Origin of the sequence: Paenibacillus sp. BC26 (assembly GCF_900116125.1) — a bacterium.
In the GTDB taxonomy this organism is placed as follows: domain Bacteria; phylum Bacillota; class Bacilli; order Paenibacillales; family Paenibacillaceae; genus Paenibacillus_Z; species Paenibacillus_Z lignilyticus.
Window position 1 is genome coordinate 112337 of the sequence record NZ_FPAD01000003.1, and the last position, 24183, is coordinate 136519.

At 51.4% G+C, this 24183-nt stretch carries 16 protein-coding genes; 12 read left to right on the forward strand and 4 right to left on the reverse strand.

All coding sequences use genetic code 11. The features are described 5' to 3' along the window. Window positions 1-8: 8 nt before the first annotated feature. Together BM412_RS21735 and BM412_RS21740 are read left to right on the forward strand one after the other, a co-directional pair. Complete coding sequence (locus BM412_RS21735) at window positions 9-809, forward strand: DUF429 domain-containing protein (RefSeq protein WP_177246000.1); 801 nt, start codon at window positions 9-11, stop codon at window positions 807-809. Window positions 810-1001: 192 nt separating this feature from the next. Next, window positions 1002-3617, forward strand: a complete 2616-nt coding sequence (locus BM412_RS21740) for a sugar-binding protein (RefSeq protein WP_091223192.1) — start codon at window positions 1002-1004, stop codon at window positions 3615-3617. Between the two features lie 486 nt (window positions 3618-4103). On the opposite strand, the gene BM412_RS21745 is transcribed toward BM412_RS21740, so the two are convergent. From BM412_RS21745 to BM412_RS21755, 3 genes are read right to left on the reverse strand one after another with little or no spacing between them, the layout of a single operon-like run. After that, complete coding sequence (locus BM412_RS21745; protein ID WP_091223194.1) at window positions 4104-5705, reverse strand: extracellular solute-binding protein; 1602 nt, start codon at window positions 5703-5705, stop codon at window positions 4104-4106. Between the two features lie 5 nt (window positions 5706-5710). Then, window positions 5711-7150 carry a response regulator transcription factor gene (locus BM412_RS21750; RefSeq protein WP_091223196.1) on the reverse strand — a complete coding sequence of 480 codons (1440 nt, stop codon included), beginning with the start codon at window positions 7148-7150 and terminating at the stop codon, window positions 5711-5713. Continuing rightward, window positions 7143-8960, reverse strand: coding sequence for a sensor histidine kinase (locus tag BM412_RS21755; protein ID WP_091223198.1), 1818 nt, complete (start codon window positions 8958-8960; stop codon window positions 7143-7145). The genes BM412_RS21750 and BM412_RS21755 overlap by 8 nt, the downstream gene beginning before the upstream one ends. Window positions 8961-9264: 304 nt before the next feature. Between BM412_RS21755 and BM412_RS21760 the strand changes: the two genes are divergently transcribed. The 4 genes from BM412_RS21760 (at window position 9265) to BM412_RS21775 (ending at window position 14646) form a co-directional block, all read left to right on the forward strand. Further along, window positions 9265-10704: an ABC transporter substrate-binding protein gene (locus BM412_RS21760; RefSeq protein ID WP_091223200.1), complete on the forward strand. Its 1440-nt coding sequence runs from the start codon at window positions 9265-9267 to the stop codon at window positions 10702-10704. Window positions 10705-10788: 84 nt separating this feature from the next. Then, window positions 10789-11706 (forward strand): carbohydrate ABC transporter permease, encoded by a 918-nt coding sequence (locus tag BM412_RS21765; protein WP_091223203.1) that lies wholly within the window; start codon window positions 10789-10791, stop codon window positions 11704-11706. A gap of 17 nt (window positions 11707-11723) precedes the next feature. Then, complete coding sequence (locus BM412_RS21770) at window positions 11724-12566, forward strand: carbohydrate ABC transporter permease (RefSeq protein WP_218163174.1); 843 nt, start codon at window positions 11724-11726, stop codon at window positions 12564-12566. A gap of 91 nt (window positions 12567-12657) precedes the next feature. Further along, window positions 12658-14646, forward strand: coding sequence for a DUF5107 domain-containing protein (locus tag BM412_RS21775; protein ID WP_177246001.1), 1989 nt, complete (start codon window positions 12658-12660; stop codon window positions 14644-14646). 367 nt (window positions 14647-15013) lie between these two features. On the opposite strand, the gene BM412_RS21780 is transcribed toward BM412_RS21775, so the two are convergent. Further along, complete coding sequence (locus BM412_RS21780) at window positions 15014-15580, reverse strand: GNAT family N-acetyltransferase (protein WP_091223207.1); 567 nt, start codon at window positions 15578-15580, stop codon at window positions 15014-15016. A 267-nt stretch (window positions 15581-15847) separates the two neighbouring features. Between BM412_RS21780 and BM412_RS21785 the strand changes: the two genes are divergently transcribed. From BM412_RS21785 to BM412_RS21810, 6 genes are all read left to right on the forward strand, one after another. Further along, window positions 15848-17422, forward strand: coding sequence for a response regulator (locus tag BM412_RS21785; RefSeq protein WP_091223209.1), 1575 nt, complete (start codon window positions 15848-15850; stop codon window positions 17420-17422). Between the two features lie 24 nt (window positions 17423-17446). Then, the gene (locus tag BM412_RS21790) at window positions 17447-19165 is read left to right on the forward strand and encodes a sensor histidine kinase (protein WP_091223212.1); all 1719 of its coding nucleotides are present in this window, start codon (window positions 17447-17449) and stop codon (window positions 19163-19165) included. Window positions 19166-19311: 146 nt separating this feature from the next. Further along, window positions 19312-21018, forward strand: a complete 1707-nt coding sequence (locus tag BM412_RS21795; protein ID WP_091223923.1) for an ABC transporter substrate-binding protein — start codon at window positions 19312-19314, stop codon at window positions 21016-21018. Window positions 21019-21230: 212 nt separating this feature from the next. Further along, a complete protein-coding gene (locus BM412_RS21800) occupies window positions 21231-22094 on the forward strand; it encodes an ABC transporter permease (protein ID WP_371264853.1) in 864 nt (287 codons plus the stop codon). Between the two features lie 13 nt (window positions 22095-22107). Then, on the forward strand, window positions 22108-23028 hold the full coding sequence (locus BM412_RS21805) for a carbohydrate ABC transporter permease (protein WP_091223216.1): 921 nt from the start codon (window positions 22108-22110) through the stop codon (window positions 23026-23028). Continuing rightward, window positions 23028-24152: a family 8 glycosyl hydrolase gene (locus tag BM412_RS21810; RefSeq protein ID WP_091223218.1), complete on the forward strand. Its 1125-nt coding sequence runs from the start codon at window positions 23028-23030 to the stop codon at window positions 24150-24152. The genes BM412_RS21805 and BM412_RS21810 overlap by 1 nt, the downstream gene beginning before the upstream one ends. Window positions 24153-24183: the final 31 nt, after the last annotated feature.

Genomic DNA, 24183 nt, shown 5'->3' on the forward strand with positions numbered 1-24183 from the left:
GAGAATCCGTGTATATCGGTGTCGATGGTTCCAAGAATCAATGGGTAGCAGCTCTACTGGAAGGCACTAAGGAAGGGACAACCATCCGCTATGTCCAGGTGGAGCATTTGGAAGAGCTCTGGGCTGAATTCGGCACCGCTTGCCGGAAGCTGTTAATAGATATGCCACTTGGGCTCAGTAGCAGCGGCAAACGTAGGTGTGATGAATTAGTAATGGATATACTGGGTCCTGCCAATAAGAAGAGATGTTTCCATGCGCCCAGCTACAACGCGTTAGAGGAATGGCGGCGGCTTTCGCATGCGGACTCGGAAGGTGTTCCATCCCTGTCGCCAAGAGAGAGATACAATGCGATTAATGGCATTAATGTGAAAGAAACGCAACTGAATCTGACCCCTCCCGGCTATGCATTGGTTCCCAGAATTGCGAATGTGCGTGATTTCGTGTTAAGCATCGCGGACCGTTCCATGGTCTCGGAAGCACACCCCGAAGTTTGCTTCATCGCCTTATCGAATCGTGGCAGCTTCTCAAGCAAGCATCATCTCCCGGGCTTATTCGAACGGCTCGCGGTTATTCAGGCGGAGATCCCGAATTACATCAACGATCTCGCTAATGGCGGAAACCGGGTCTGGAACAACGTTTCGGCTAAAATGGACGATGTCCTGGATGCGACGGTCCTTGCGCTGACCGCACGCATGATGATGGAGAACCCCGCAAGCATAAGGCGTATAACGAATGAGCCGCCGATCAACGATTTGTCAGGCATTCCGATCGAAATCGTCTATGCGCAGCAACAATCACAATTCCAATAGAACAGAGGTAAAGATCTTCAATTGACGCTGATGTGGCCGTAAAGTACGATATGCGCGAAGCGCAATGGATACCATGTGCTAATCCAGCCGCAAAGGGGGAAGATTGGTTACTTACCGTGCAGCGAAACGTATGAAGGCTTCATTCCATCCACCATGGGTCGACATGATTAAACTCTATTGGGAGGTTCTATCATGAAAAGAAGCAGCAGGATCTCGGCTGTACTGGTCTTCGCGATGCTGGCTATGTTGCTATCCACATTAGTCCTGCCGGCAAGTGTTAGCGCTTACAGTACGCCGAATACAAGAGGCGGTATAATGGGGCAATGGTATTTCGGCACGCAGGCTGAACTGAATACGGCCGCAGACAATGTCGTGGCCGCAGGCTTGAAGTGGGTACGGTTAGATTTGAGATGGGACATCGTGCAAGCGGGCGGAGCTTCCTCCTACGACTGGAGCTGGCCGGACAAAATGGTCAATACCGCTCTGAGCAGAGGGCTCAAAGTCATGCTTGTGGCAGGCTATACGCCAAGCTGGGCGAATGGCGGCAACTCGGACACGCGTTACTATCCCAATGCAGCGAACATTAATGCGTGGAAGAACTTCCTTGATCTTGGCGTAAGACGCTACTTACCGCTTGGAGTAACTACCTATGAGCTGTGGAATGAGCCGAACTACTCGGTGCAATCCAGTCCTTCTTTATTCGTCAGCAACATTCTGATTCCGGGAGCGACGGCCATTCGAGCCGCTTCCGCCGATTTGCATGTACCGGTCACGATCGTGAACGGCGCGCCGGCGAACCTGATCAATGTGTCCGGCATTGTGGATCCTTACGCATGGGTAACGGGGATTTATGCGAACGGCGGGAAGAATTATTTTGACGCATTGGCGATCCATCCGTACTGCTGGCCTGCCGCTCCGACAACACCAAGCGTCTGGAATGCTCTGTTGCGCGCAGATGAAATTCATACGATCATGGTCAACAACGGGGACGGGAATAAACAAGTTTGGGCGACGGAATTCGGATACCCCACTTCAGGTCCGAATACGGTAACCGAGCAGCAGCAAAGCGACTATATCGTGTCTGCTTTCCAAGTATGGACGCAGTCTGCATGGGCAGCTTGGACGGGGCCGATGTTCCTGTACACGTACAAAGACGGCAGTACCAATTTGAATGATCCGGAATCGAATTTCGGTTTGCTTCGCAACAACAATACGTTCAAGCCGGTTATGAGTCAGCTGCTCTCGGTGATGACGAACTCTCCTCCACCGCCGGCTCCGGCCACCTCGGGATACGGCGGTACAACGCCTCCGCCAACGACGGGCACATTTAATGCGACTCAAGTCAGCTCAGCAGTTACGATCGACGGTAACTTGGATACGGCTTGGACCGGCAAAGTAACCAATGCGATCTCCAAAGTATCCATTGGAACGGTATCGGGATCATCCGATCTCTCCGGCAACTTCGGCGTGCTGTGGGACAGCACCAATCTTTATGTTATGGCCGACATCAATGACGATACGCTCCGAAATGATTCGACCGCCTCATCGGATGATGACAGCATCGATATATATTTGGATATGAACCATGATCATTCGACGACGTACGGCGCTGATGATTTCATGTATCAAGTCGGCTACGGGGACACGACGGCCAGCGAGCTTAAGCACAGCGCAACGACTGGCGTAAGTGTGGCGACAACAGCAAGAACCGGCGGCTACCGGATCGAGGTCAAGATTCCGTGGACAACGCTCGGCAAAGTGCCGACGGCCAATATGAGCTTCGGCTTCGATATGATGATTAACGATGATGACGATGGAGGCGCGCGCGACTCGCAGATGGGCTGGAATGACGGAACCGCGAATGCGTATCTCAACCCGAGTCTATTCGGAGACGGGACGTTAATCAGCTCACCGCCGCCATCAGGAGGCGGAACAACGGTTTATGAGGCAGAGAACGGAACCTATGCCGGCGGCGGACAGCAGCAGACGGCAACCAATGCATCCAATGGCAAAGTCGTTGGCAACTTAAACAGCGTCGGTGCTTCCTCTCAGGTGAATAACGTGGATGGAGGCGCAGGAGGCAACGCGACACTGGTGATCCGTTTCTCGAATGCGAATACGGCTGCAAGGACGTTAAGTCTGTACGTGAACAGTGTGAAAATCCAGCAAACCAGCTTCGCGCCGACAGGCAGCTGGAACACATTCGCCAATACGAGCTCCATTACGATCCCGCTGAATGCCGGCGCAACGAATACGATCAAGATTCAGCGGGACTCGGCCGATAATCCGGCAGCGGATATCGACAGCTACACGGTGACAACATCGTCCTCGTCTTCAGGCCTATTGATTAACGGTTTTGAGAACACGGCGCAGTGGGCAGGAGAGGCCACGCGAACGGCGGATACGACGAAGAAAACAGAAGGTGCCCAGTCCATCAAGTTCCATTACACCGTGCCATCGAGCGGCTGGGCAAACGGCTATTACGCCATTAGCAATCCTTATGTGGACATCGCGAATGCGAGCAGCCTGAAGATTGATGTCTATCCGACAACGCAGACGCCGACGGGGCAAACCGAACCGATCGTGCTTAAGCTGCAGGATCAGACGGGCGGCGTAATCTATGAGGATCGGCTGCCGAACTTAACGGCGAATCAGTGGAACACCGTGACCATCAGCCTGACCGGAATTGCGCAGGCGAATCGTCATCAGATTAACAGCGTGAATCTGTATCTGTGGTCCGGCTTCACGGCTCAAATCAACGGCAGAACGGCATTGGATTACTATTTCGATAATCTAAGGGTACAGTAGTTGTTACAGCTTTAAATGAATCAAGCCGTCTCAAGAGGTCGCCGTGCAGCGACAGTTGAGGCGGCTTTGTTTTAGAGGAAGGTAAGTAGATGTACAAATTGCGAGCAAATGTTGCTGAATAGGCAACATTCCATGCCCATAACACGCCGATACCGTCTAATGCTGCATAAAGTGCAACATTTAATCTCGAAATCCCCTCTATTAGGCCAATTGAAAAGAAGATGTTGCATATTGCGCAACATCTTCCTATAGCTGCTATGGAAAGTATCGAAATGTTGCATAATAAGCAGCTTTTATCCGCTCAGAAGAATGGTTAGCGCACATGATGGAGTTCTGGCGTGAGCAGCGCCGACTTGAGCTGAAATGTTGTATCACAAGCAGCTTTTGTCCGCTCAGATGAATGGTTAGCGTACCTAGGTTAGCGCAGGTGAGGGGCGGCCGGTGCGAGCAGCCCGAGCTAATCTGAAGTGCGACGCAGCGTACGCATTATTCAATGCCGAGCTTCTTCGCTTCCGCATTAACCTCGTTAATCATCCGATCCAGCCCTTTGGCCTTGTAGCCGTCAAGGATGGATTTCCAGATGACCTCAACAGGCAGCTTGCTGATCATCACGCGGATCATGTCATCGTTATCGAAGATAGTGAACGTATCCTTCGTTGGCGTGGATAGGTTAGTCAGCCGCGGCTCGTACGCTTGCTTGCTTGTCATGCGTTTGGCGTAATCGATCAGCTCCTGCTGCGCATCGTAGGCTTCGGGCGAAATGCCGGAGAAATTGGGATCCAGCCCGAACATGCCGTCCCAATTGGCCAAATTCGCGAAGGCCGTGAACGATGGATATTTCAGCAAAATGTTCGTGTTCGGGTCGATCTTCCGTATCGTATCGCCGCTCTTGGTGTAGTCGACGTCTAGGAGGCCATAATGCCGCATCTCCAGAAATTCGGGAGAATTCATGTAGTCGAACAGCTGCAGAATGCGGTCCATCTTAGCCTCGGATACCTTCGACGAGATATAGCTCTCGGACCAGAAGGTTTTGAACACCGCGCTATATCGGTTCCCGTCCATGCTTGGAAGAGGCTTCAGGAAGCGAACGCTGTCGTAGAAACCCTTGTCCTCCGGGTGCAGCTTCTGCCAGCGGTTCTTATTCATATTGGTGTCTACCGAGCGGAACATGCCGGATGTAATGATGGCGGCTACTTTGCCTTCCGCGAATTTATCCACGGCCATATTCCCTCTTGTAAGAGGCAGATCGGGATCTATTAATCCTGCTGCATAGAGCTCTCTTAACAGCTTCAACGACTCGACGGCGTGTTTCGAGAATACCGCGGGAATGTAGCGGCCATCCTCCTTGATCCACTTGAAATCGCTGCCGCTCCCGTCGCTTGTTGCCGCAGGTGAGCCGTATAGCCAGAACAATCCGCCCAGTAACAGCTTGGAGACGGAAGTCAGTCCCGTAATATGCTTGTTTTCCGGGTCTTTCTCGACGATCGCTTTGAGCATGGTGCGGAACTCATCCCATGTCTCCGGTTCCTTGGTAATGCCCGCTTGCTGAGCCAGATCCCAACGATAGACGACCAGGCGGTCGAGGACGTTATACTCGGTGCTGTCGTAGGTTTTGCGCGGGATGAAATACAGTTTGCCGTCGTTCTTTAGATCTTGGAATTCAGTCGTCGCCAGATACTGGTTCAAATACGGATAGGCGGACAAATCGCTCGGCAGCGGCTTGATGACGCCTTGATCCCTCCAATTTCGGTAGTACTGGGTATTGACGGCATCGACGGCGAAAATATCCGGCAGCTGGCCGGAGGAGGCCCACATCTGAAACTGCTGCACGTAATTCGCGGTCGTCATCGGAATCGGTTTGATCGTAATGTTGAGCTTCTTCTCTAAGCGTTGTACAAGCGGGTCCTCTGCCAGCGGGTTATCCGTCAGCTCCCAGATCGCAACGGAAATCTCCAAATGCTCGGGCGGAGCGGAAGAAGCGGGCTGGGACGGCAGACGCTGCTGATCGTTGCTGCGGCAGCCTGCACTCGCAATGACAAGCAAGACCGCCGCAAGCATTAAGGCCAGCCGCCGTGTCACGATGTTCATATCCTTCACTCCTCGCCGCCCCCAATGCTCAACATGCGATACTGCTTCGGCGTTTGCTGGGTGTTCTTCTTGAAGATGCGCGTGAAATAGAAGTAGTCTCGAAACCCGATCGTCTCCGCAACCTCGCCAATAGGCAAATTCGTCGTACGCAGCAGATTCTTCGCTTCCTTTAACCGCACATTCGTTAAGTATTCCGTGAAGGTTACCTTAATCTCTCGTTTGAACAGCTGGCTCAAGTAATTCGGATGCAGGTAGAAGATGCGCGAGATGCTCTGGATGGAGATATGATTACGATAATTTTCATGCATGTATTTGATGATTTCTTTCAAGTTCGCGTGCTCGGTTTCCCCTTTCGCAGCGCGGGATGCACTTATAGGAAGAGGTCCGTCGTTTAAGCTCTCCTTCAAACTGTCCATCATCTGGTCGAAGCTTGGATAGAGATGATACAGCTGCTCCTTGCTAAAGATATAGTCGTCCTCGGAGGTATGGGAAGCAGCATGAAAATAAACGATGTTATAAATGCGCAGCGTGTGGTGGATCGTGAGGCATTGCTTGTTAGAAGGCAGACACATCTCATCCAGCAGGTCTCCCGCAAGCGCGAATTCGCTCTTGACGACCGCTCGCTCCAGCTTTCGGATCAGAAGCGCGGCGGTATCATCCTTTGTCTGCGATTCCTCCCAGTACAGATCTCTGCGATTATGAATAAAGAAATCCCAGGCCCGCACCGTGCATTGTTCGATTACCTGCATCATGCCCTCTACATTTCGATCCGCTTGCAGGATGCCTATACCCAGAATCCCATCCGGGAGAGGGGAAGGGAGGGCTGCCGATAACGCATCCCGATTCGGTGCCTGCACCCAATAGACACTGCGGGCATATCCGAGATTAATGCCTACATAATGCGTCTCCGCAAGGAACGTTAACCGGCCTTTGCCTACGGAAACGAGAAGATAGACCTTATCCGAGGTGATGCCGGCGTCAGCCAAAATATCATGGAAAGCGGACTGTGCCCAAGCCGTTGCCGGATCATCGAGCAATTCCAGCAGCTTGCCTTCGCGCTTATGCTTAATTTCATCGAGGTTGCCGGCTGCCGTTTGAAGCAAGGTATGAATTTCATGATCGTCGAAGGGCTTGAGGCAATAGCCCAGCACGCCGTAATTCAATGATTTCTGCACATATGCGAATTCGGCGTAGCCGCTGATCACGATGATTTGGATATGCTTATCCAGCTCTTTAATCTGCTTAATTAACTCGAGTCCCGACAACCCCGGCATACGAATATCGGTGAACACGACATGCGGCTGGAGCTCTTGAATCAATTCGAGCGCTTGCGTGGCGTTATTGGCTTTGCCTGCGACATAGAAGTCGGACTTCTTCCAATCCACGCCTGCCGCCAAACTCTTCAGGACCAGGTTCTCATCGTCCACGAGCAGTACTTTATACACGGATATCCCCTCCAGGTTGTACGTAGTGACTTGGCATCGTAAGGGTTATACATGTTCCATGGCCGGCTTCGCTTTCGAAGGTCAGCCCATATTGGAAGCCATAGGCTAAACGCAGCCTATTATTCACGTTAAGTAAACCAATGCTGTCGCTGTCCGATGAATCCTGGCTGTCCCGGCTTAACGAGGACGGCTTCTCCAGCAGTTTGCCTTGAATACGATTCAGCGTATCCTCATCGACGCCCATGCCATCATCGGTGATGCGAAGCACGAGCGTATGGCCATGCTCGATCTCGCCGGCGATCGTGAGGTTTCCTTTGGAGGTTTTCGGTTCAAGTCCATGGAAGATCGCATTCTCGACGAGCGGCTGCAAGATCATTCGGAGCACCGATACTTGCAGTGCTTCGTCCGTGAAATGATAGGTAACGTCGAAACGATCCTCGAAACGGATCAGCTGCAGGTATACGTAAGACTTGACCGCGTTCAGCTCCTGGTCGAGCGTCACATAGCCGGAGCCTTTGATGCTGTAATGAAACAGCTTGCCGAGCGCCTTGGTCATTTCGACGATTTGGCGATTCTCGGCTTCGAGCGCGACGCCTTTAATCGATTCCAAGGTGTTATACAGAAAATGCGGATTGATCTGGCTGCGCAGATAAGCGGTGGCGGCTTTCTCCTTCTCGATCTCGGCCTCCAGCAGGTGCGTGTTCGTCTCGACGAGTCGATGCGTGAGATTGTCGATCTCGCTCAACATGCCGTTCAAATTCTCGGCAACCACGTTCATTTCCACATTGCCTTCCAGGTGAATGGTTGTTTTCAGATCCTGGATGCTGCCGGATTTGATGCCGTTAATGAATCGCACGAGCCGCCGAATGGGCTGTACGATGTTATTGGTAATAACCGCGAAAGGCACGGCCATTAATAGAATCGATAGGATGACGATGAGAATGCTGCGGTTGCGCACGGAGTCGAGCTCTGCCAGCAGCGCTTCTTGGGGAACGAAGCTGAGCACGGAGGCGTTGATCTGGTCCAGCCGCTGGATTTGGATGGCTCCCTTAACCCCGCCGATGGAGTCGGTCAGCTTCTGCTCGCTGTTGTGCCGGCTGCTTAACGCGCTAATGGTTCTCGTAATATCGGGAGAATTCGTCTCCGGGTATACGCTTCCAAAGCGATCGATCAGATAGAAACCGATGCCGGGCTCCGCCTTGCTCCTGTCGTCATCGAAGAACATCGCCTCCACGTCGATAATGACGGCAATATAGCCGATCCGATTGCCATCCGTGCCGTTGCCGAGGTCGCTGGAGTAGATATTTTGAGCGAACAGCATGCTGTTCTTCGAAGCGGAACTGTAATCATAGGGCTCCAAGCCGCTGACATACACGGTTTTGTTAGATTCGATTCCCTTGTTGGATCGCTGCACGAAATCGATGCTCCCGTTAAGGCTGTAACGCATGCCGCTGGTGCCGATAAGGACGATGTCCTGGAAGCCTTTGCGACCTGCCTTTAATGAAATGATCTTGCGGTCCAGTTCATTGCTCATCTCGTACAGCAAGCTGGGGTCGTTCTGCGTCATGAATTTCTGCACGAAGGGATCGAACCCTAAGCTGAGCATAATCTGGCTGATTTCATCGGCTTTCTGCGTGAGGTTAAGCTTGAATTTGCGAATGGTATCTTCGGTATATTGATTGTTATTCTTGATTACAATTTGAGAGGTTTGGGTGTACAAGGAGTAAATAATCATCAGCATGATGATCACAATGAGTGCAACGGCTAACTGAAGCTGCGTCTTGATGCGCATTCTCGTTAAGTTTCCCATGATAGCACCTGTCCATATCGAGAGTGAGATGATGTTTATGTAAATGAGTATACCATCATCGATTTCGAAAGAGTCGGTTTCAACCAAAGCTCTTAATTTAATCCATATTTCTATAATTTGTTTACATACTTTTAACACTTCAAGTTGCTTATGGGAGGGGGGACCGAAGGTCTGCTCTCTGTTTCTGCGCGCTCGAAGCAAGCTAAGTTTTATCCAGTTTTGTCTAATCCGCGGTCATACTTACTTGGCTGCAATGCGCCTATAATCACACTTGTAAGCCATTACATGCCGGGGGGAATTCACTTTGATCCAAAGAAAACCATTAGCCGCACTAACGTTAACGACGATGCTGGCGCTGTCCGTACTGTCGGGCTGCGGGAAGTCGAACAATGATACGGCGACAACGAATGCTTCTGCGAATGAGAAGGAATCCACGAACACAGCTGCTACCGCGAATACGAGTACCAACACGGATGCCGCCAACGCGACGACAGACGAAAGCACCGCAGCAGGCTTGGAAGGGAAAGTCGTCTTCTGGTCGATGTGGAGCAACGCGGAGCCGCAGGCTAAAGTCATTGACGAGGCGGTCAAAGAGTTTGAGGCTGCCAACCCGAATGTGGATGTTGAAGTGAAATACAACGGCCGCGATATTAACAAATTGATCAAGCCGGCTCTTGAGAGCGGCGAGCAAATCGATATATTCGAGCAAGACCCGGGCTCGGCGCTCGGTAATCTGAAGGATCATGTGTTGAAGCTCGACGAGCTCTTGGAGCAGCCGTCGGTCGGCATCGATGGCAAGTCCGTGAAGGACTCCTTGCTTCCATCGCTGATGGATTGGGTCAAATCACTGGCTGCGCCGGCAGGTCTGGAAGAAGGCTATTATGCGATTCCTCAGCAGCCTTACGCAGTTCTGTTCTTCTACAATAAAGCACTGTTTGCTCAAGCCGGCATTACGGCCGTTCCTACTTCGTGGGAAGAGTTTCTGGCGGATTGCGAGCTGCTTAAGCAAGCAGGCGTAGAGCCGATTACGTTCGATGATGCTTACCGCGATCTCTTCATCGGCGGCTATCTCGGAAGCGCGATGGGCAGCGATTGGACCGACAGCCTGGTCAAAGACAAAACAGGCGAGATGTGGAAAGATCCGATCGTGCTCCAGTTCGCGAAGGACATGCAAATCTTGAATGAAAAAGGGTATTTCTCCAAGAAAATCGCAGGCAACAAGTATCCGGCCGGACAGCAAGATCTGGCACTGGGCAAAGTGGCGATGTACTTGAACGGCACTTGGCTTCCCAACGAGGTAGCGGCAACAGCCGGTCCTGACTTCCAATGGGGCTCCTTCCAATTCCCTGTCGTGGCGAACGGCAATGACAAAGGCGGCCAACAAGGACTTTCCTTCGGCGCGCAAGGGCTGCTTATGAATAAGAACAGCAAGAACATTCCTGCTGCATTCGAGCTGGTGAAGTACCTCGTCGGCAAGAAAGCGCAAGAGGGAATGTCCGCGCAAGCGCTCGCGATCCCGGCTACGATCGATTCGACATGGCCTGCTCCGCTTGCGGAAGCTGCGGTTGCATTCGGCAATGCGAAGGTTAACATGCCGTGGGGCTTCGGTATCGACAACGGCGGCGATTTCTCGAGCGGTACGGTTCTCCCTACATTTATGGAGCTCGCAACAGGCAAAATCAAGCCGGAAGCGTACGTAAGCAAAATGGCGGACCAAGCGAAAAAGTTCTATGAAGGCAAGTAAGTAACGCTATTGCAATCGGAACGCGGCGTTCGCGGGAACGCCGCGTTTCGGAATGAAAGGCCGACATGTTGCGGGGGTGCTGTCATGAGAATGAAAAAATCGATTATCGCGCTGTTCTTGGCGCCGGCCGTCATCATTTATTTGGCCATCTTCCTTTATCCGACTTTGCGCACATTCGCTATGAGCTTCTATAATATCCCGGCTCTCTCCAGCCGTATTGCCGAGTGGAAGTTTGTTGGCCTCGCGAATTACAAGGACGTAACGAGCAGCACTTATTTTATCGGATCGGTCAAAAATGTACTTGGGATATGGGCGCTCGGAGGCGTGCTGATCTTTACTTTTGCGTTCCTCTATGCGGCCATCCTGACTTCCGGGGTAAAGGGGAAAAACTTCTGGCGGTCGCTTATTTTCCTGCCGAATACGGTTTCCGCGGTGGTTATGTCCGTCGTGTGGCTCCAGTATATTTACAATTCGAGTTTCGGCTTGCTAACTTCCGTATTTAATCGCCTTGGTTTAACGGCGCTCGCCAATATACAGTGGACGGATAAAGAGCATATTTACTATGCCATGATTATGGCGTTCAGCTTCGGTTCGATCGGTTATTTCATGCTCATTCTGAATGCCGGCATCAACCGGATTCCCGGCGACTTCTACGAAGTGGCTACTTTAGAAGGGGCCAGTCCGTGGACGAAGTTCTTCAAGATCACCTTGCCGCTGCTGCGGGATGTGTTTCGGACAACGCTGGTGTTATGGACCATTACGGCGTTCAATTTCTTCGTCTGGTCGGCGACGTTCGGGCTCGACGATCCGCATACCGTTACGCCGGGGTATTACATGTACCAGAAGGTGTTCGGCTTGGCCAAAGGCAACTCCGTGCTGACGGATGGCGGCGCATTTAACGTTGGATCAGGGGCGAGTGTCGGCATCCTGATTACGTTAGCGACGCTGCTTGCTTCCGCGCTCATCAGCCGGCTGTTCCCGAAAGACCGTTTGGAATATTAAGAGGAGGAGGAACCTTCATGCGTAGCGTAGCAATGCGAAAGAAAATGAATCTATTGCCGGCTTACATTCCGCTCTATGCTTGGCTGCTATTCTCCGTCATTCTATTCGGATGGGTCATACTGGCATCGCTGAGTTCAACCCGAGATATTTTCACCAATTCTTTGTTAAAGAGCGGCATCCATTTCTCCAACTATACGGACTTGTTCAAGGAGCAGGACATCGGGCGGTATTTTGCGAATAGTGTTATTTATACGATTACAGCCTGCATCGGCATCGTCGCCGTGGCGGCTCCGGCCGCGTACATGCTTGGTCGAGCTCAGTTTCGGGGCCGCGGGCTGCTGAACATGATGTTCATGTCCGCGCTTGCGATTCCGAGTATTCTCATCTCGATTCCGTTGTTCTCGATCTTCGTGGAATTGAAGCTGACCGGCTCGATCATAACGCTGATTCTCGTTTATATTTGCACGAATGTGCCGTTTGCCGTGTTTTTCCTCACCAGCTTCTTCTCCTCGGTTCCCAAAGAGCTTGAGGAATCTGCCGCAATGGATGGCTGCGGTCCGATTCGGGCGTTCGTCCAGATCATTCTGCCGGTGGCGCAGCCGGGCATCATCACGTTATCGATCTTCAACTTTCTGGGCGTGTGGAACGAATACTTCTTCGCCCTGATCTTCTCCAATGATGCCAATTCGCGCACGCTCGCGTTATCGCTGCAATCGATCGTTTACGGCTATGCCAACACGGGCAATTACGGCGGTATCTTCGCGGCATGTATGGTCGTGTTTCTGCCAAGCTTTATCGTGTATTTGTTCGTATCCAAGCGTATTATTTCGGGATTGACCGTAGGCGCCGTAAAAGGATAAAACCGTTGGGAGATGATGGGCCGCCATGTTGGTGACGACTGCAAGTTTGAGGATTGAGGGAGCAAGACCGGAGGGGGAGAACCCCCTGCCGATGTTTAGAAATAAGGATGCGCATCGCGAAGTAACGGATAACGGCAGTCTGACGCCGGAACATAAGCTTCATATGGGGGACAATACAGGCGAACGCTATTTGCCGTATCGGATGCAGGATCGGTATTCGAGGAAGCGCGAGTTGATCGAGCTGAAGACCATTGTGCTGGAAAATGACGTGCTGAAAGCCGTCTTTCTGCCGGAATACGGGGGAAGGCTGTATTCGCTGCAAGAGAAGGCCACGGGGCGCGAGATTTTGTACAAAAATCCGGTGTTCCAGCCGGCTAATTTAGCGATTCTGAACGCGTGGTTCTCGGGTGGCATCGAGTGGAACATCGGTCACATCGGCCATACGTTTACGACCTGTTCGCCGATGCATGCGGCCAAGCTCACCGGTGACGATGGGAACGAGTTTCTTCGCCTCTACGAGTATGAGCGGTGCAAGAATTTGTTCTGGCATATCGATTTTCATTTGCCGCCGGGAGCTAGGCAGCTTGGGGTCTATGTTCGCATCGTGAATGATCAAGCGGCTGCGGTGCCAATGTATTGGTGGACGAATATCGCTGTAGAGGAGACGGAGAAGTCGCGGGTATTCTCGGGTACCGGCGAGGTCATCTATATCGATCCTGAGCAGAAGGGCTATGGCGCTGACAAGCTGCCGATTCTACCTTCAGTGCCAGACGTGGATGTGTCGTATCCGATGGGATTCCCGTATGCGAGCGAGTATTTCTTCCAGACGCCGGCTGCCGAGCAGTCGCCGTGGGAAGCTGTCGCTTATGAGGATGGACGTTTGTTCTTCGAGCGCTCGACCAGCTTGCTTCGGTATCGGAAAATGTTTTGCTGGGGCAATCATGCGGGAGGCAGACGGTGGTGCGATTTCTTGGCGAAGCCGGGTGAAGGCCATTATATTGAGGTGCAGGGCGGGTTTGCGCCAACGCAGCTGCATGGCATCGAGATGCCTGCGAATTCCGTATGGGATTTCACGCAAATGATCGGCATGCTGAGCATGGATACGGAATCGGCTTATCAGGAGAATTGGGATCAAGCCCGTGATTATATCGAGGAGCAAGTCAGTCAGGAGCTCGGCGAGGAAGAGGTGTATGCCGCGCATGCGAGATTTCAGGCGCTGGCGTTTAAAACACCGCAGCAGTCGCTGCATGCGGGCTCAGGCTGGGGCGCGTTAGAGCGAGTGCGGAGGGAGAGCGTTGGCCGCGGCGCGAGTGCTGCTGTCGACGCAGGTGCTGCTGCGATTCCGCAAGGTTTCGTCTTCGCGGATGAGTCGCTGGGAGCGGAGCAGGAGCCATGGCTAGTCCTTCTGCGGGAAGGTTATCTGCCGGAGCATGATGTAGAAGCGATTCCGCCTTCGTGGATGATGCAAGAGGAATGGATGGACAGGCTGAAGCGCAGCCTGGAGCATGCCGATTATTGCTCGTGGACGGCACTCTTGCATCATGGAGTGATGCTTTATGAGAAAGGGCTGGACGCGGAAGCGATCGAGGCGTGGGAAGCATCGCTGCGCTTGAAGCCTTCGGCATGGGTATACCGGAATTTAGCCGTGGTGATGAAGCAGCGGGGCGAGACGGATCGTGCGCTGGCTTATTATGAGCAGGCGTTTACGGTTTCCGGCCGTTTCCCGGACCGCGCGTTCGTGGAAGAGTATCTCAATCTCGTCATCCATAACAAGGACTACGAGCTGGCATGGCACTTATATGAATCGTTGCCGCCGTCATTTGCGAGCAGCGACCGCATTCAAATTATCGTCGGCGCAGTCGCGCTGGAGCTTGGGCATGACGCGTTCATGGAGAAGCTGTTCGCCACGGAGTTCGCCGTCATTCGCGAGGGCGAGACCTTGATCATCGACCTGTGGTTCAAGTACAACGCGAAGAAGCTGGCAGAGCAGAGGAACGTCGAGCTTACGCAAGCGCTGATTGAAGAAGCGATGGAGCAATGTCCGCCGCCGCTCCATATCGATTTCCGGATGATCGGCTAGGGAATGGAGCAAATGGAGCGGCGGCACCAACATCAAGTCCACGCTCGAGTAAATGTTGCGGATCATGCAACATTCCACCCGCTCAGTGAGCTGAAGAGGCCAAATGTTGCACCAAATGCAGCATTTTTACGAGAAAAGGCAGTCAGGTGACCCCAAGAGGCGAAAATGTTGCATATTAGGCAACATCTCCTCCGGAAAGCCTCCTTATCTTCGGAATTGTTGCACAAACGGCAACATTCCAAGCGCAGGATACGATTATAGGGATCCTCCCGTGTGAATCTACATTGGGCGGCAGCGCATACGGATGCACCCGCCGCCATCACCACTACAAAAGAAACCCGCGTTCTCCATAACGCCGGGTTTCTTTTTACTTTCTCGAAAACTTATAAACCGCCTTAATAAACCCGCCAAACACCTCGTGGCTATACGTGAACCCTCGGCTCAGGTAGAAATTCAACGCCGCATCGTTGCCATTGGATACATAGATGAAGATGATGTCCACATGTGGAGAGCTCTCCAGCCAATCGATCGACATGTCGAACAGCTTGGAGCCCAGCTTCATAGCCCGATAGCCGTCACGGACATATAAATTGTTCAAGCAGCCGATCTTCGCGGGCAAGTCATCCCAATCCGGATAGAAGCCTTTGCCTCCGCGAGGAGCCCAGTCGGGGTAAGCATTCCTGCTCCTTTCATCCAGCTGATCGATGGTCGAGAATACATAGCCGATCGGCACGCCGTCATCCTTCGCGACTATGACTTGGCTTTCCGGTGCTTGTTCATAGCTTCGTTTCATCCTCGTATCGAAATTCATCGCATCGAATACTTCCGGCAGCATCGTCGCTTTGGATTGCTGGAAGGCCATCAGTTCATTGCATAGCGCCCGACATGGCTCGATATTGTCATCCCGCACAACTTCAATCGTGATGTTCCCCATCGTTTCACCTCGTTAAATAACTTGACGGTTGTTGTCCAAATGCCTAGCCTTAGAGTATCACAGAAGGGCTGATTAAACGCAATCCCTGCAATTTCTTTAGAAAACTAAGCAAAACCTATACTTCCTTAAGTTTACGAAAGCAGGATGTCTTAGTAAAATGGATTGAATTTGAAAATACTAACGGAACAAATACTTTCCAATGACGCGACTTGTAAGCGATTACAGTAATGTATCGGCGATAAATAAACCACAATCGGAGGCATTCCTATGAGAAAAGCGATTCTGGTTGACGATGAAATGTTTGCCCGCAAAGGGCTGGTAGGACTTATCCCTTGGGAGAGCTGCGGCTTTCAGATCGTTGGCGAGGCTGAGGACGGGGAAGAAGCGCTCGCGCTAATCGAGCGGCAGATGCCGGATCTCGTCATTACCGATATTCGCATGCCTGTGCTGGATGGGCTCGAGCTCATTCAGACCGTTCAGGAGCGAATCAGCAAAGCGATTAAGTTTATTATTATTAGCGGCTACGGCGACTTCAAATATGCACAGCAAGCCGTTCGTTACGGCGTCCATGATTACTTGCTCAAACCGATTGACGAGAACGAGCTCATGGAAACGTTAACGCGCATTAATGAGATGCTGGATGAGCGCCCGCCGTGGCAAGAGGGGGGCAAGCTGCTTTTTCAAATCTCCCTCTTTGAACAACTCCTCGCGGGCAAATCAGATGAGAAGCTGCTGGCGGATGCGTCGCAGTTCTTGGGGCTGCCGATGAATAAACCGCTGCGATACGTTGCGTTTGAGCTCAATAATGTCCCTTCCCACTTGAGTGAGGACGAGAAGATTGAGCAAATTGGCGAGGTGAAAGAGGTCGTTCTTAAGGTGCTGAATAGGTACATGCCAGGCAAAGAACCGTTCATCTACATTCCGAGTCCCTACGGACTTGGATTTCTGATTCCGTCCGATCAAGGGCCGGATTGGGTGAAACGGTTGGCGGATGATCTCAGTCGAGCGATGGCAGGCAGAAGCGAAGGCGTATCACGTGTATATGTCGGGGAGCGAATCAACGGACTGGATCAGGTGAAAGCTTCCTATACGAGCGCGATGGAAACGATGAAATATAAATTCGCACAGGCGCCCAAAGAGGCGATCCTCTATGACGATATCAAAGGCATGGTGCTGCAGTACAAAGAGATCGAGCAGACCCAGTATGCCGAGCTGATGGAACGCTTGGAGGAGCATGACAGCGAGGCCATAACGAAGCTCGTGGATGCGATGTTCGCCGCTTTCCGGGAGCAAGGCTTCGCCTTGGAATCGATGCGTGCCTCGATCTCCAGATGCGTGCACGGGGCAACTCGGATTATTCAGACGATGCAAGGCGACGAGAACAAGCTGGCGGCGTTCAATCCCATTGTGCACTGGTATAGCGAACCTCGAACATTGGAAGGCGTTAAAGGGCTGCTCATGGCATTCTTGACCGAATGCACGGCCTACATGGCTTCGCTGCGCACCAAGATCGGGAAAGGCGAGATTGGCAAAATCAAAAGCTATATCGAGAGTAACTATGCCAGCAACATCAGCCTGAAGAGCATTGCCAAACTCTTTTATATGAATCCGGTTTACTTGGGTCAGCTGTTCAAGAAGTCCTATGGCATGTACTTCAATGAGTTTCTGCTGCAAATCCGGATTCAGGAAGCGAAGAGCCAGCTTCGTCAGACGGACAAGAAAATCTACGAAATCGCGGCAAACGTCGGGTTCGGCAATGCGGACTATTTCGTCTGCCAATTCGAGAAAGTGGAAGGGAAAACCCCGACCGAATATAAGAATGCGATGATCGCCAAAACATAGAAGGCGCGGGAGGATTCACGATCAATGAGAATAAGCAGCGCCTTCCATAACATCAGGCTTCGAAGCAAGATGCTGATGATTTATTTTCTATCCGTATTAATACCGGTCGTTCTTACGAACGTTATCTTCTATAACATTACGACGAATAATGTGAAGAATCAGAAGCTGAAGGACTTGTCGCTGGCCATTGAGCAGATGCGCAACGAGTTCATGTATCAGATTGATGCCGTAGTGGGCATCTCCTCCGTCCTTTATAACGATTCCATCATGAATGATTACTTGGATCAGCGCTATGTGGATTCGTCCGATTACGTCTTGAACTACCACTCCTATATTACGGACATGCTGGAGAAATACGCGCCTGTATACAGGGCCATTCAGAACATTACCATCTACACGAACAACGATACGATTATTTATGGCGGCTATGTTTCGCCTATTTCGCAGATTAGTCCCGATGCGGAGTGGTATAAGCGGCTGATAAGCTCGGGCACGGCCAATCCGATCCTCGTGCGCAATAACTTGTCGATAACCGATCCGGGAATCAGTATTGTCAGGCGAATGAGCAGCTCTGCGGGGCAGAATAATTTTGAGAAAATCATCAAGATTGACCTTGATCCCGGTCTGATCAAGCAGGTCTTAAGCAATGTAACCGTGGAAGGCAGCGTATATCTGCTCGAAGGGGATAACGTTCAATACTCGTCAGGCAAGAAGTACAGCGCGGAGAGCGCGGATAATGACGGCATCGTATTCGATGAAGGTTTTGCGAACAAGGAATATTTGATGAACTGGCACCTTGTAGGGAAATTCCAGGAACGGGAAGTGCTGGTGGAGGTACGCAAATCCAGAGAATTCGTCATATATATGGCGCTTCCGAACATTCTTGTGCCAACGCTTATCATCGTCTGGTTCACGCGCTCGCTTAATCAGCGGCTGTTTCGCATCTTGAAGCAGATGAAGCGGGTGAAGAACCACAGCTTCGAGCTGATCGACAACGAAGAAACCAATGATGAAATCGGCCAGCTGACAACGGAATTCAATCGGATGACGATGCAAATCAAAAGCCTGATCCACGATGTCTATATGGCGGACATTCAGAAGAAGGAGCTGGAGCTGAGCCGCAATCAGTCGCAGCTGCATGCGCTCCAAAGTCAGATCAATCCGCATTTTCTGTTTAACTCGCTGGAGACGATTCGGATGCGGAGCTTGATGAAATCCGAGGAAGAGACGGCCAAAATCATTCATCATATGGCGAAGATCTTCCGCAAATCTCTATCCTGGGGCAGAGATATGGTAACGGTTAGGGATGAGCTCGATTTGGTCGAGAGCTTCCTGCAGATTCAGAAATACCGCTTCGGGGACAAGCTGGATTACAGCATTGAGGTGGATCCGGACGTTGCCACGGAGAAAATACCGAAGATGACGCTGCAGCCGCTCGTGGAAAACTCGAGCATTCACGGCATAGAGCCGCTGAAGAATGCCGGTTTTATCACAATCAGCGTGCGCAAGTCTCCGGGTGGACTTCTCTGCGTGGTCAGTGATAACGGCGTGGGGATGACGGAAGAGAAACGAAACGAGCTGCTGCAAAACCTGTATTCGACCGAGGAAGAGATCGGGGAAAGCATCGGCATTCGCAATGTGTATTTGCGGCTGAAGATGTTTTACGGCGAGCATGCGACCTTCGACTTGGAGAGCAGCAAAGGGTCGGGGACGTCGATTCGGATCGAAATACGATCTCTTTAATTTTCTAAGCGCGACATATAGTTTACCTGGTAAACAAAGATTGCTCGGCTTTGTATACTGAAGATGTTCAATTGAAGCGCTTACAAATTATAGAGCAGGAAGGGGACTTTTCTTTGAAAACGAGAAAGAAATGGCAGCTAGGCATCATGTCACTCACGCTGATGATGAGTATTGTCGGCTGTTCCAGCGGCAATAACAATGCAAATGAGAACGCTCCTAAGGAAACAGGCAATGCTGCAACGACTAACACAGACACAACGACGAACACAACGGAAGCAGCTGAGCCGGCGAAAGAGGAACCGGTAACCTTCACTTATTTCAATGCTACGGCAAACAAAGACACGGATACGAACAAGACGGAAATCGGCAAAATCCTGGAGGATCAAACAGGCGTCAACTTCAAGATGGAGCATCTTGTAGGCGACTTGAATACGAAGATCGGAACGATGATCGCAAGTAACGAATACCCGGATATCTTGCAGCCGGATGCAGGCATCGACAAAGTCTTGGAGGCGGGCGCATTCATTCCGCTTAACGATCTTATCGATCAATATGGTCCAAACATCAAGCGCGTATACGGCCCTTACATGAACCTGATGAAATCGGATGATGGCAATATTTACTTCCTGCCATTCAGCGCTGTAGTCGGCGAATATAAACCAAACCCAACGATTGACCAAGGCGCTTTCTGGGTGCAAAACCGCGTCCTGAAGGATGCAGGTTATCCGCAGATCAAAACGTTCGACGAGTATTTTAACCTGATTAAAGATTATGCAGGCAAACATAAAGACGACAAATTGACCGGCTTCATGTCCCTGACGCATGACTGGCGCTTCTTTGCAACAACGAACCCGCCGAACCATCTTGCCGGCTACCCGAATGATGGCGAAGTTCAAGTCGACATGACTTCCATGGATTCCAAAATCTACGCAGCTAACGATGACACCAAACGTTGGTTGAAGAAACTGAACGAGTTTAACGCGGAAGGATTGTTCGACAAGTCCTCCTTCGTAGACAACTACGATCAATACTTGGCGAAGCTGACTTCCGGCAAAGTACTTGGATTCTTCGATTACGGCTGGCAGGTGAACCAAGCGCTGCAAACGTTGAAGACCGAAACGTTGAAAAACGGCGGCAACGACGACCTGGAATACTTCCCGCTGCCGATCGTATTCGACGCAGGCGTGAAAGACCAATACATCGATCCGGCTTCCTTTGTTAACAACCGCGGCGTGGGTATCACGACAAGCGCGAAAGACCCTGTTCGTATCATTAAATTCTTCAACAACCTGCTTACCGACGAGAACCAGAAGCTGGTACAGTGGGGCGTTCAAGGCAAGAACTATGAAGTGGACGACAAAGGCAGATTGTACAGAACGCAAGAAGAGATCGACAAGCTTAAAGATAACGACTACAAACGCCAAGTGGGTATCGGCTACTTCGAGTACTACTGGCCAATGTACGGTCAAGGCTCCACATTCCCGGATGGCAATGCCGTAAACCCGGGCAGACAACCGGAAGTTGCACAAGCATCCTTTACGCCTGCCGAGAAAGATCGTCTTGCTAAGTACGGCGTTCAAACGTACGCAGAAATGTTCTCCGCTCCGGATGACCGTCCTTGGTACCCGGCATGGAGTATCGCGCTCGAGCAAGGCACGGACGCACAAATCTACACGGCTAAGAAACCGGACGTACAACGTAAATATTTCGCGAAAATCGTCCTTGCATCCCCAGATAAATTCGATGGCCTGTGGAACGAGTATGTAGGTGAAATCGAGAAGCTTCCTGTAGCGGAATACGAGAAAACGATGACTGAAGAAGTGAAAGAAAAAGTAGCAAAGATTAAAGGCTAATTACGTGCAAGGGGAAGGCCGGAACTCGCATGCAGTACGGGGCCGGCCTTTCCTAATTTAAACGCAGTAGAACCGGGTAGGTATGGAGAGGAGTGATCGCAATGATAAAAACCAAGCAGCAGGACGTGACTGCCGATCGGATCCTTCTCGGTCAAAAATCCGGTATCGGCTTATTTCTGGAGAAGCTTGTGAAGCAGCGGGCGCTTGTCCTAATGTCCGTTCCGTTCCTTATTTGGCTTGTTATCTTTAAATATATTCCGCTATGGGGCTGGTCGATCGCGTTTCAGAACTATAAGCCGGCGAAGGCCTTCAGCGATCAGAAATGGGTAGGACTGAAGCAGTTTAAGTTTATGTTCTCCGATGATCGGTTTCTGCTCGTGCTTCGCAATACGCTGGCGATGAGCTTAATCAATTTCGTTCTGGGCTTCGTGACAGCGATTACGCTGGCGATTCTATTGAATGAGTTAAGAAAAGTAGCATTCAAACGGGTCGTCCAAACGATCAGTTATTTGCCGCATTTTATATCGTGGGTTGTCGCAGCTACGATCATTCAGACCGTTCTCTCCGCTGACGGCGGGGTGTTGAACGAAATTCTGATGGGTCTTGGGCTGATCAAGGAACCGATTCTCTGGCTCGGAGAAGGGAAGTACTTCTGGAGCATTCTGGGGATTTCGGAAGTATGGAAAAACGTAGGCTGGAATACGATTATTTATTTGGCCGCTATGACCACAATCGATCCTGCGCAGTATGAAGCTGCCGAGATCGATGGAGCAGGACGCTTCCAGCGCATCTTCCATGTTACGCTGCCCGGTATCCGGCCCGTAATTATCATTTTGGTTATTCTTAACCTTGGACAGATTCTGGAGACTGGCTTCGAGCCGCAATATTTGCTTGGCAATGGACCAAACCTCGACTATTCCGAGAATCTTGAAATCTTTATTCTGAAGTACGGTATGAATCTGGGCAACTATTCGCTGTCCGTCGCCGCTGGGATATTCAAGACGGTTATCAGCATCGTGCTCTTGTTCTCGGCGAATTACCTTTCAAAACGGCTGGGCCAAGAACGATTGTTTTAAGGAGGAGAACAGCATGGCTAAATCGCAAGGAAACATGGCCCGTCATTCATCGGCAGGAGATCGGCTGTTCGATATCGCCAATTACACGTTCATGGTGCTACTCATGATCGTGACACTATATCCATTCATCAACATGCTGGCCGTTTCGCTCAACGATGCCGGGGACTCCATTAAAGGCGGCGTCTACTTATGGCCAAGGGTATTAACCTGGGAGAACTATGATTACGTGTTCAAGCAGGGAGAAATATTGCACGCGACTATGGTCTCTGCTTCGCGGACGATTCTCGGCACGCTTATTTCTACCTTCTGCTCGGCGATGGTCGCGTATACGATCAGCCGTCCGGAATTTGTACTGCGTAAATTCGTCACGCTGGCATTCGTGCTGACGATGTATTTTAACGGCGGATTGATCCCGAACTTCTTGCTGATCCGCGAGCTTGGCCTGATGGGCAACTACTGGGTCTACATTATTCCGGGCATTGTCGGCGTATTTAACATCATCGTGATTCGTTCCTTCATTGAAGCATTGCCGGAGGGCATCCTGGAATCGGCAAGAATTGACGGCGCAGGCGAGTTTACGACGTTCATGAAGATCGTCATGCCGTTGTCGATGCCGGTGCTCGCGACTACATCCTTGTTCACGGCCGTCTACCACTGGAATTCCTGGTTTGATGTGTTCCTGTATAATTCCTCGCATATCAACCTGAGTACGCTGCAATACGAACTGATGAAGATGCTTCAAAACTCGAATGCTTCGATCAGCTCTTCCGGCGGCAATATGGACGGCTCGGGCGGAACGGCTGCAAACTTCGTCACGCCGACATCCATTCGCGCTACGATGACGATTGTCGCGAGCTTGCCGATCGTAATGGTCTATCCATTCCTGCAAAAGTACTTTGTTAAAGGGATGACGCTGGGAGGCGTGAAAGGCTAATGGCGGCGCATCGGAATCTTCTGCTTGCTTATGGTTATGACGCGAAGGACATCGAGGCGAAGGTCGAGCAAACGTGGGAGCTGCTCTTCGGCGATCATGATGCGACGAGAATTTATTACCCGACCGGCGGCGATATGGGGTATATGCTCGATACCGGAAACCTCGATGTTCGGACGGAAGGCATGTCCTACGGGATGATGATGGCTGTACAGCTGAATAAGAAGGATGTCTTCGATCGGCTCTGGAGATGGAGCTATCAATACATGTACATGACCTCCGGCGAGAACAAAGGTTATTTTGCCTGGTCCTGCAACACCGATGGAACGAAACGCTCGAACGGACCGGCACCGGATGGCGAAGAATACTTCGCGCTTGCGCTCTTGTTTGCCTCGCACCGGTGGGGCGACGGTGCAGCGCCGCTGGATTACGGCGTAAAGGCGCGCGCATTGCTGCATGACTGCATACACAACGGGGAAGACGGCACCGGCTATCCGATGTGGAACCCGTACAATAAATTAATCAAATTCGTGCCTAACTGCGACTACTCGGATCCATCCTATCATCTGCCGCATTTTTACGAGCTGTTCGCGCTATGGGCGAATGAAGCGGACCGGCCGTTCTGGAGAGAAGCGGCGGAAGCCAGCAGAGATTATCTGAAGCTGGCTTGCCATCCGGAAACCGGTTTAGCGCCGGAGTATGCCCATTATGACGGAACGCCTAATGATGAGCGAGGATACGGCCATTTCTTCAGCGACTCTTACCGGGTCGCAGCCAATATCGGGTTAGAAGCGCTGTGGTTCGGCGCAAGCAAATGGATGACGCAGGAAGCGGAACTGATTCAAGCTTTCTTCGCGGATAAACATCCCGATGACTACCGGCGGTATACGATTGCAGGCGAGCCGTTTGAGGAGCGATCGCTTCACCCGGTTGGGCTCATCGCCACAAATGCAACAGCATCGTTAGCAACACCTAATGGTCCTCATGCGAGAGAGAGCGTGGCGTTGTTCTGGAACACGCCTGTTCGCACAGGCGACCGTCGCTACTATGATAATTGTCTCTACTTATTTGCCTTACTGGCGCTAAGCGGGCATTATCGCATCTGGTCATCAGAAGCAGCAGAATAAAGTGGATATGTAGTAGGTAGGGGCTCCTGTT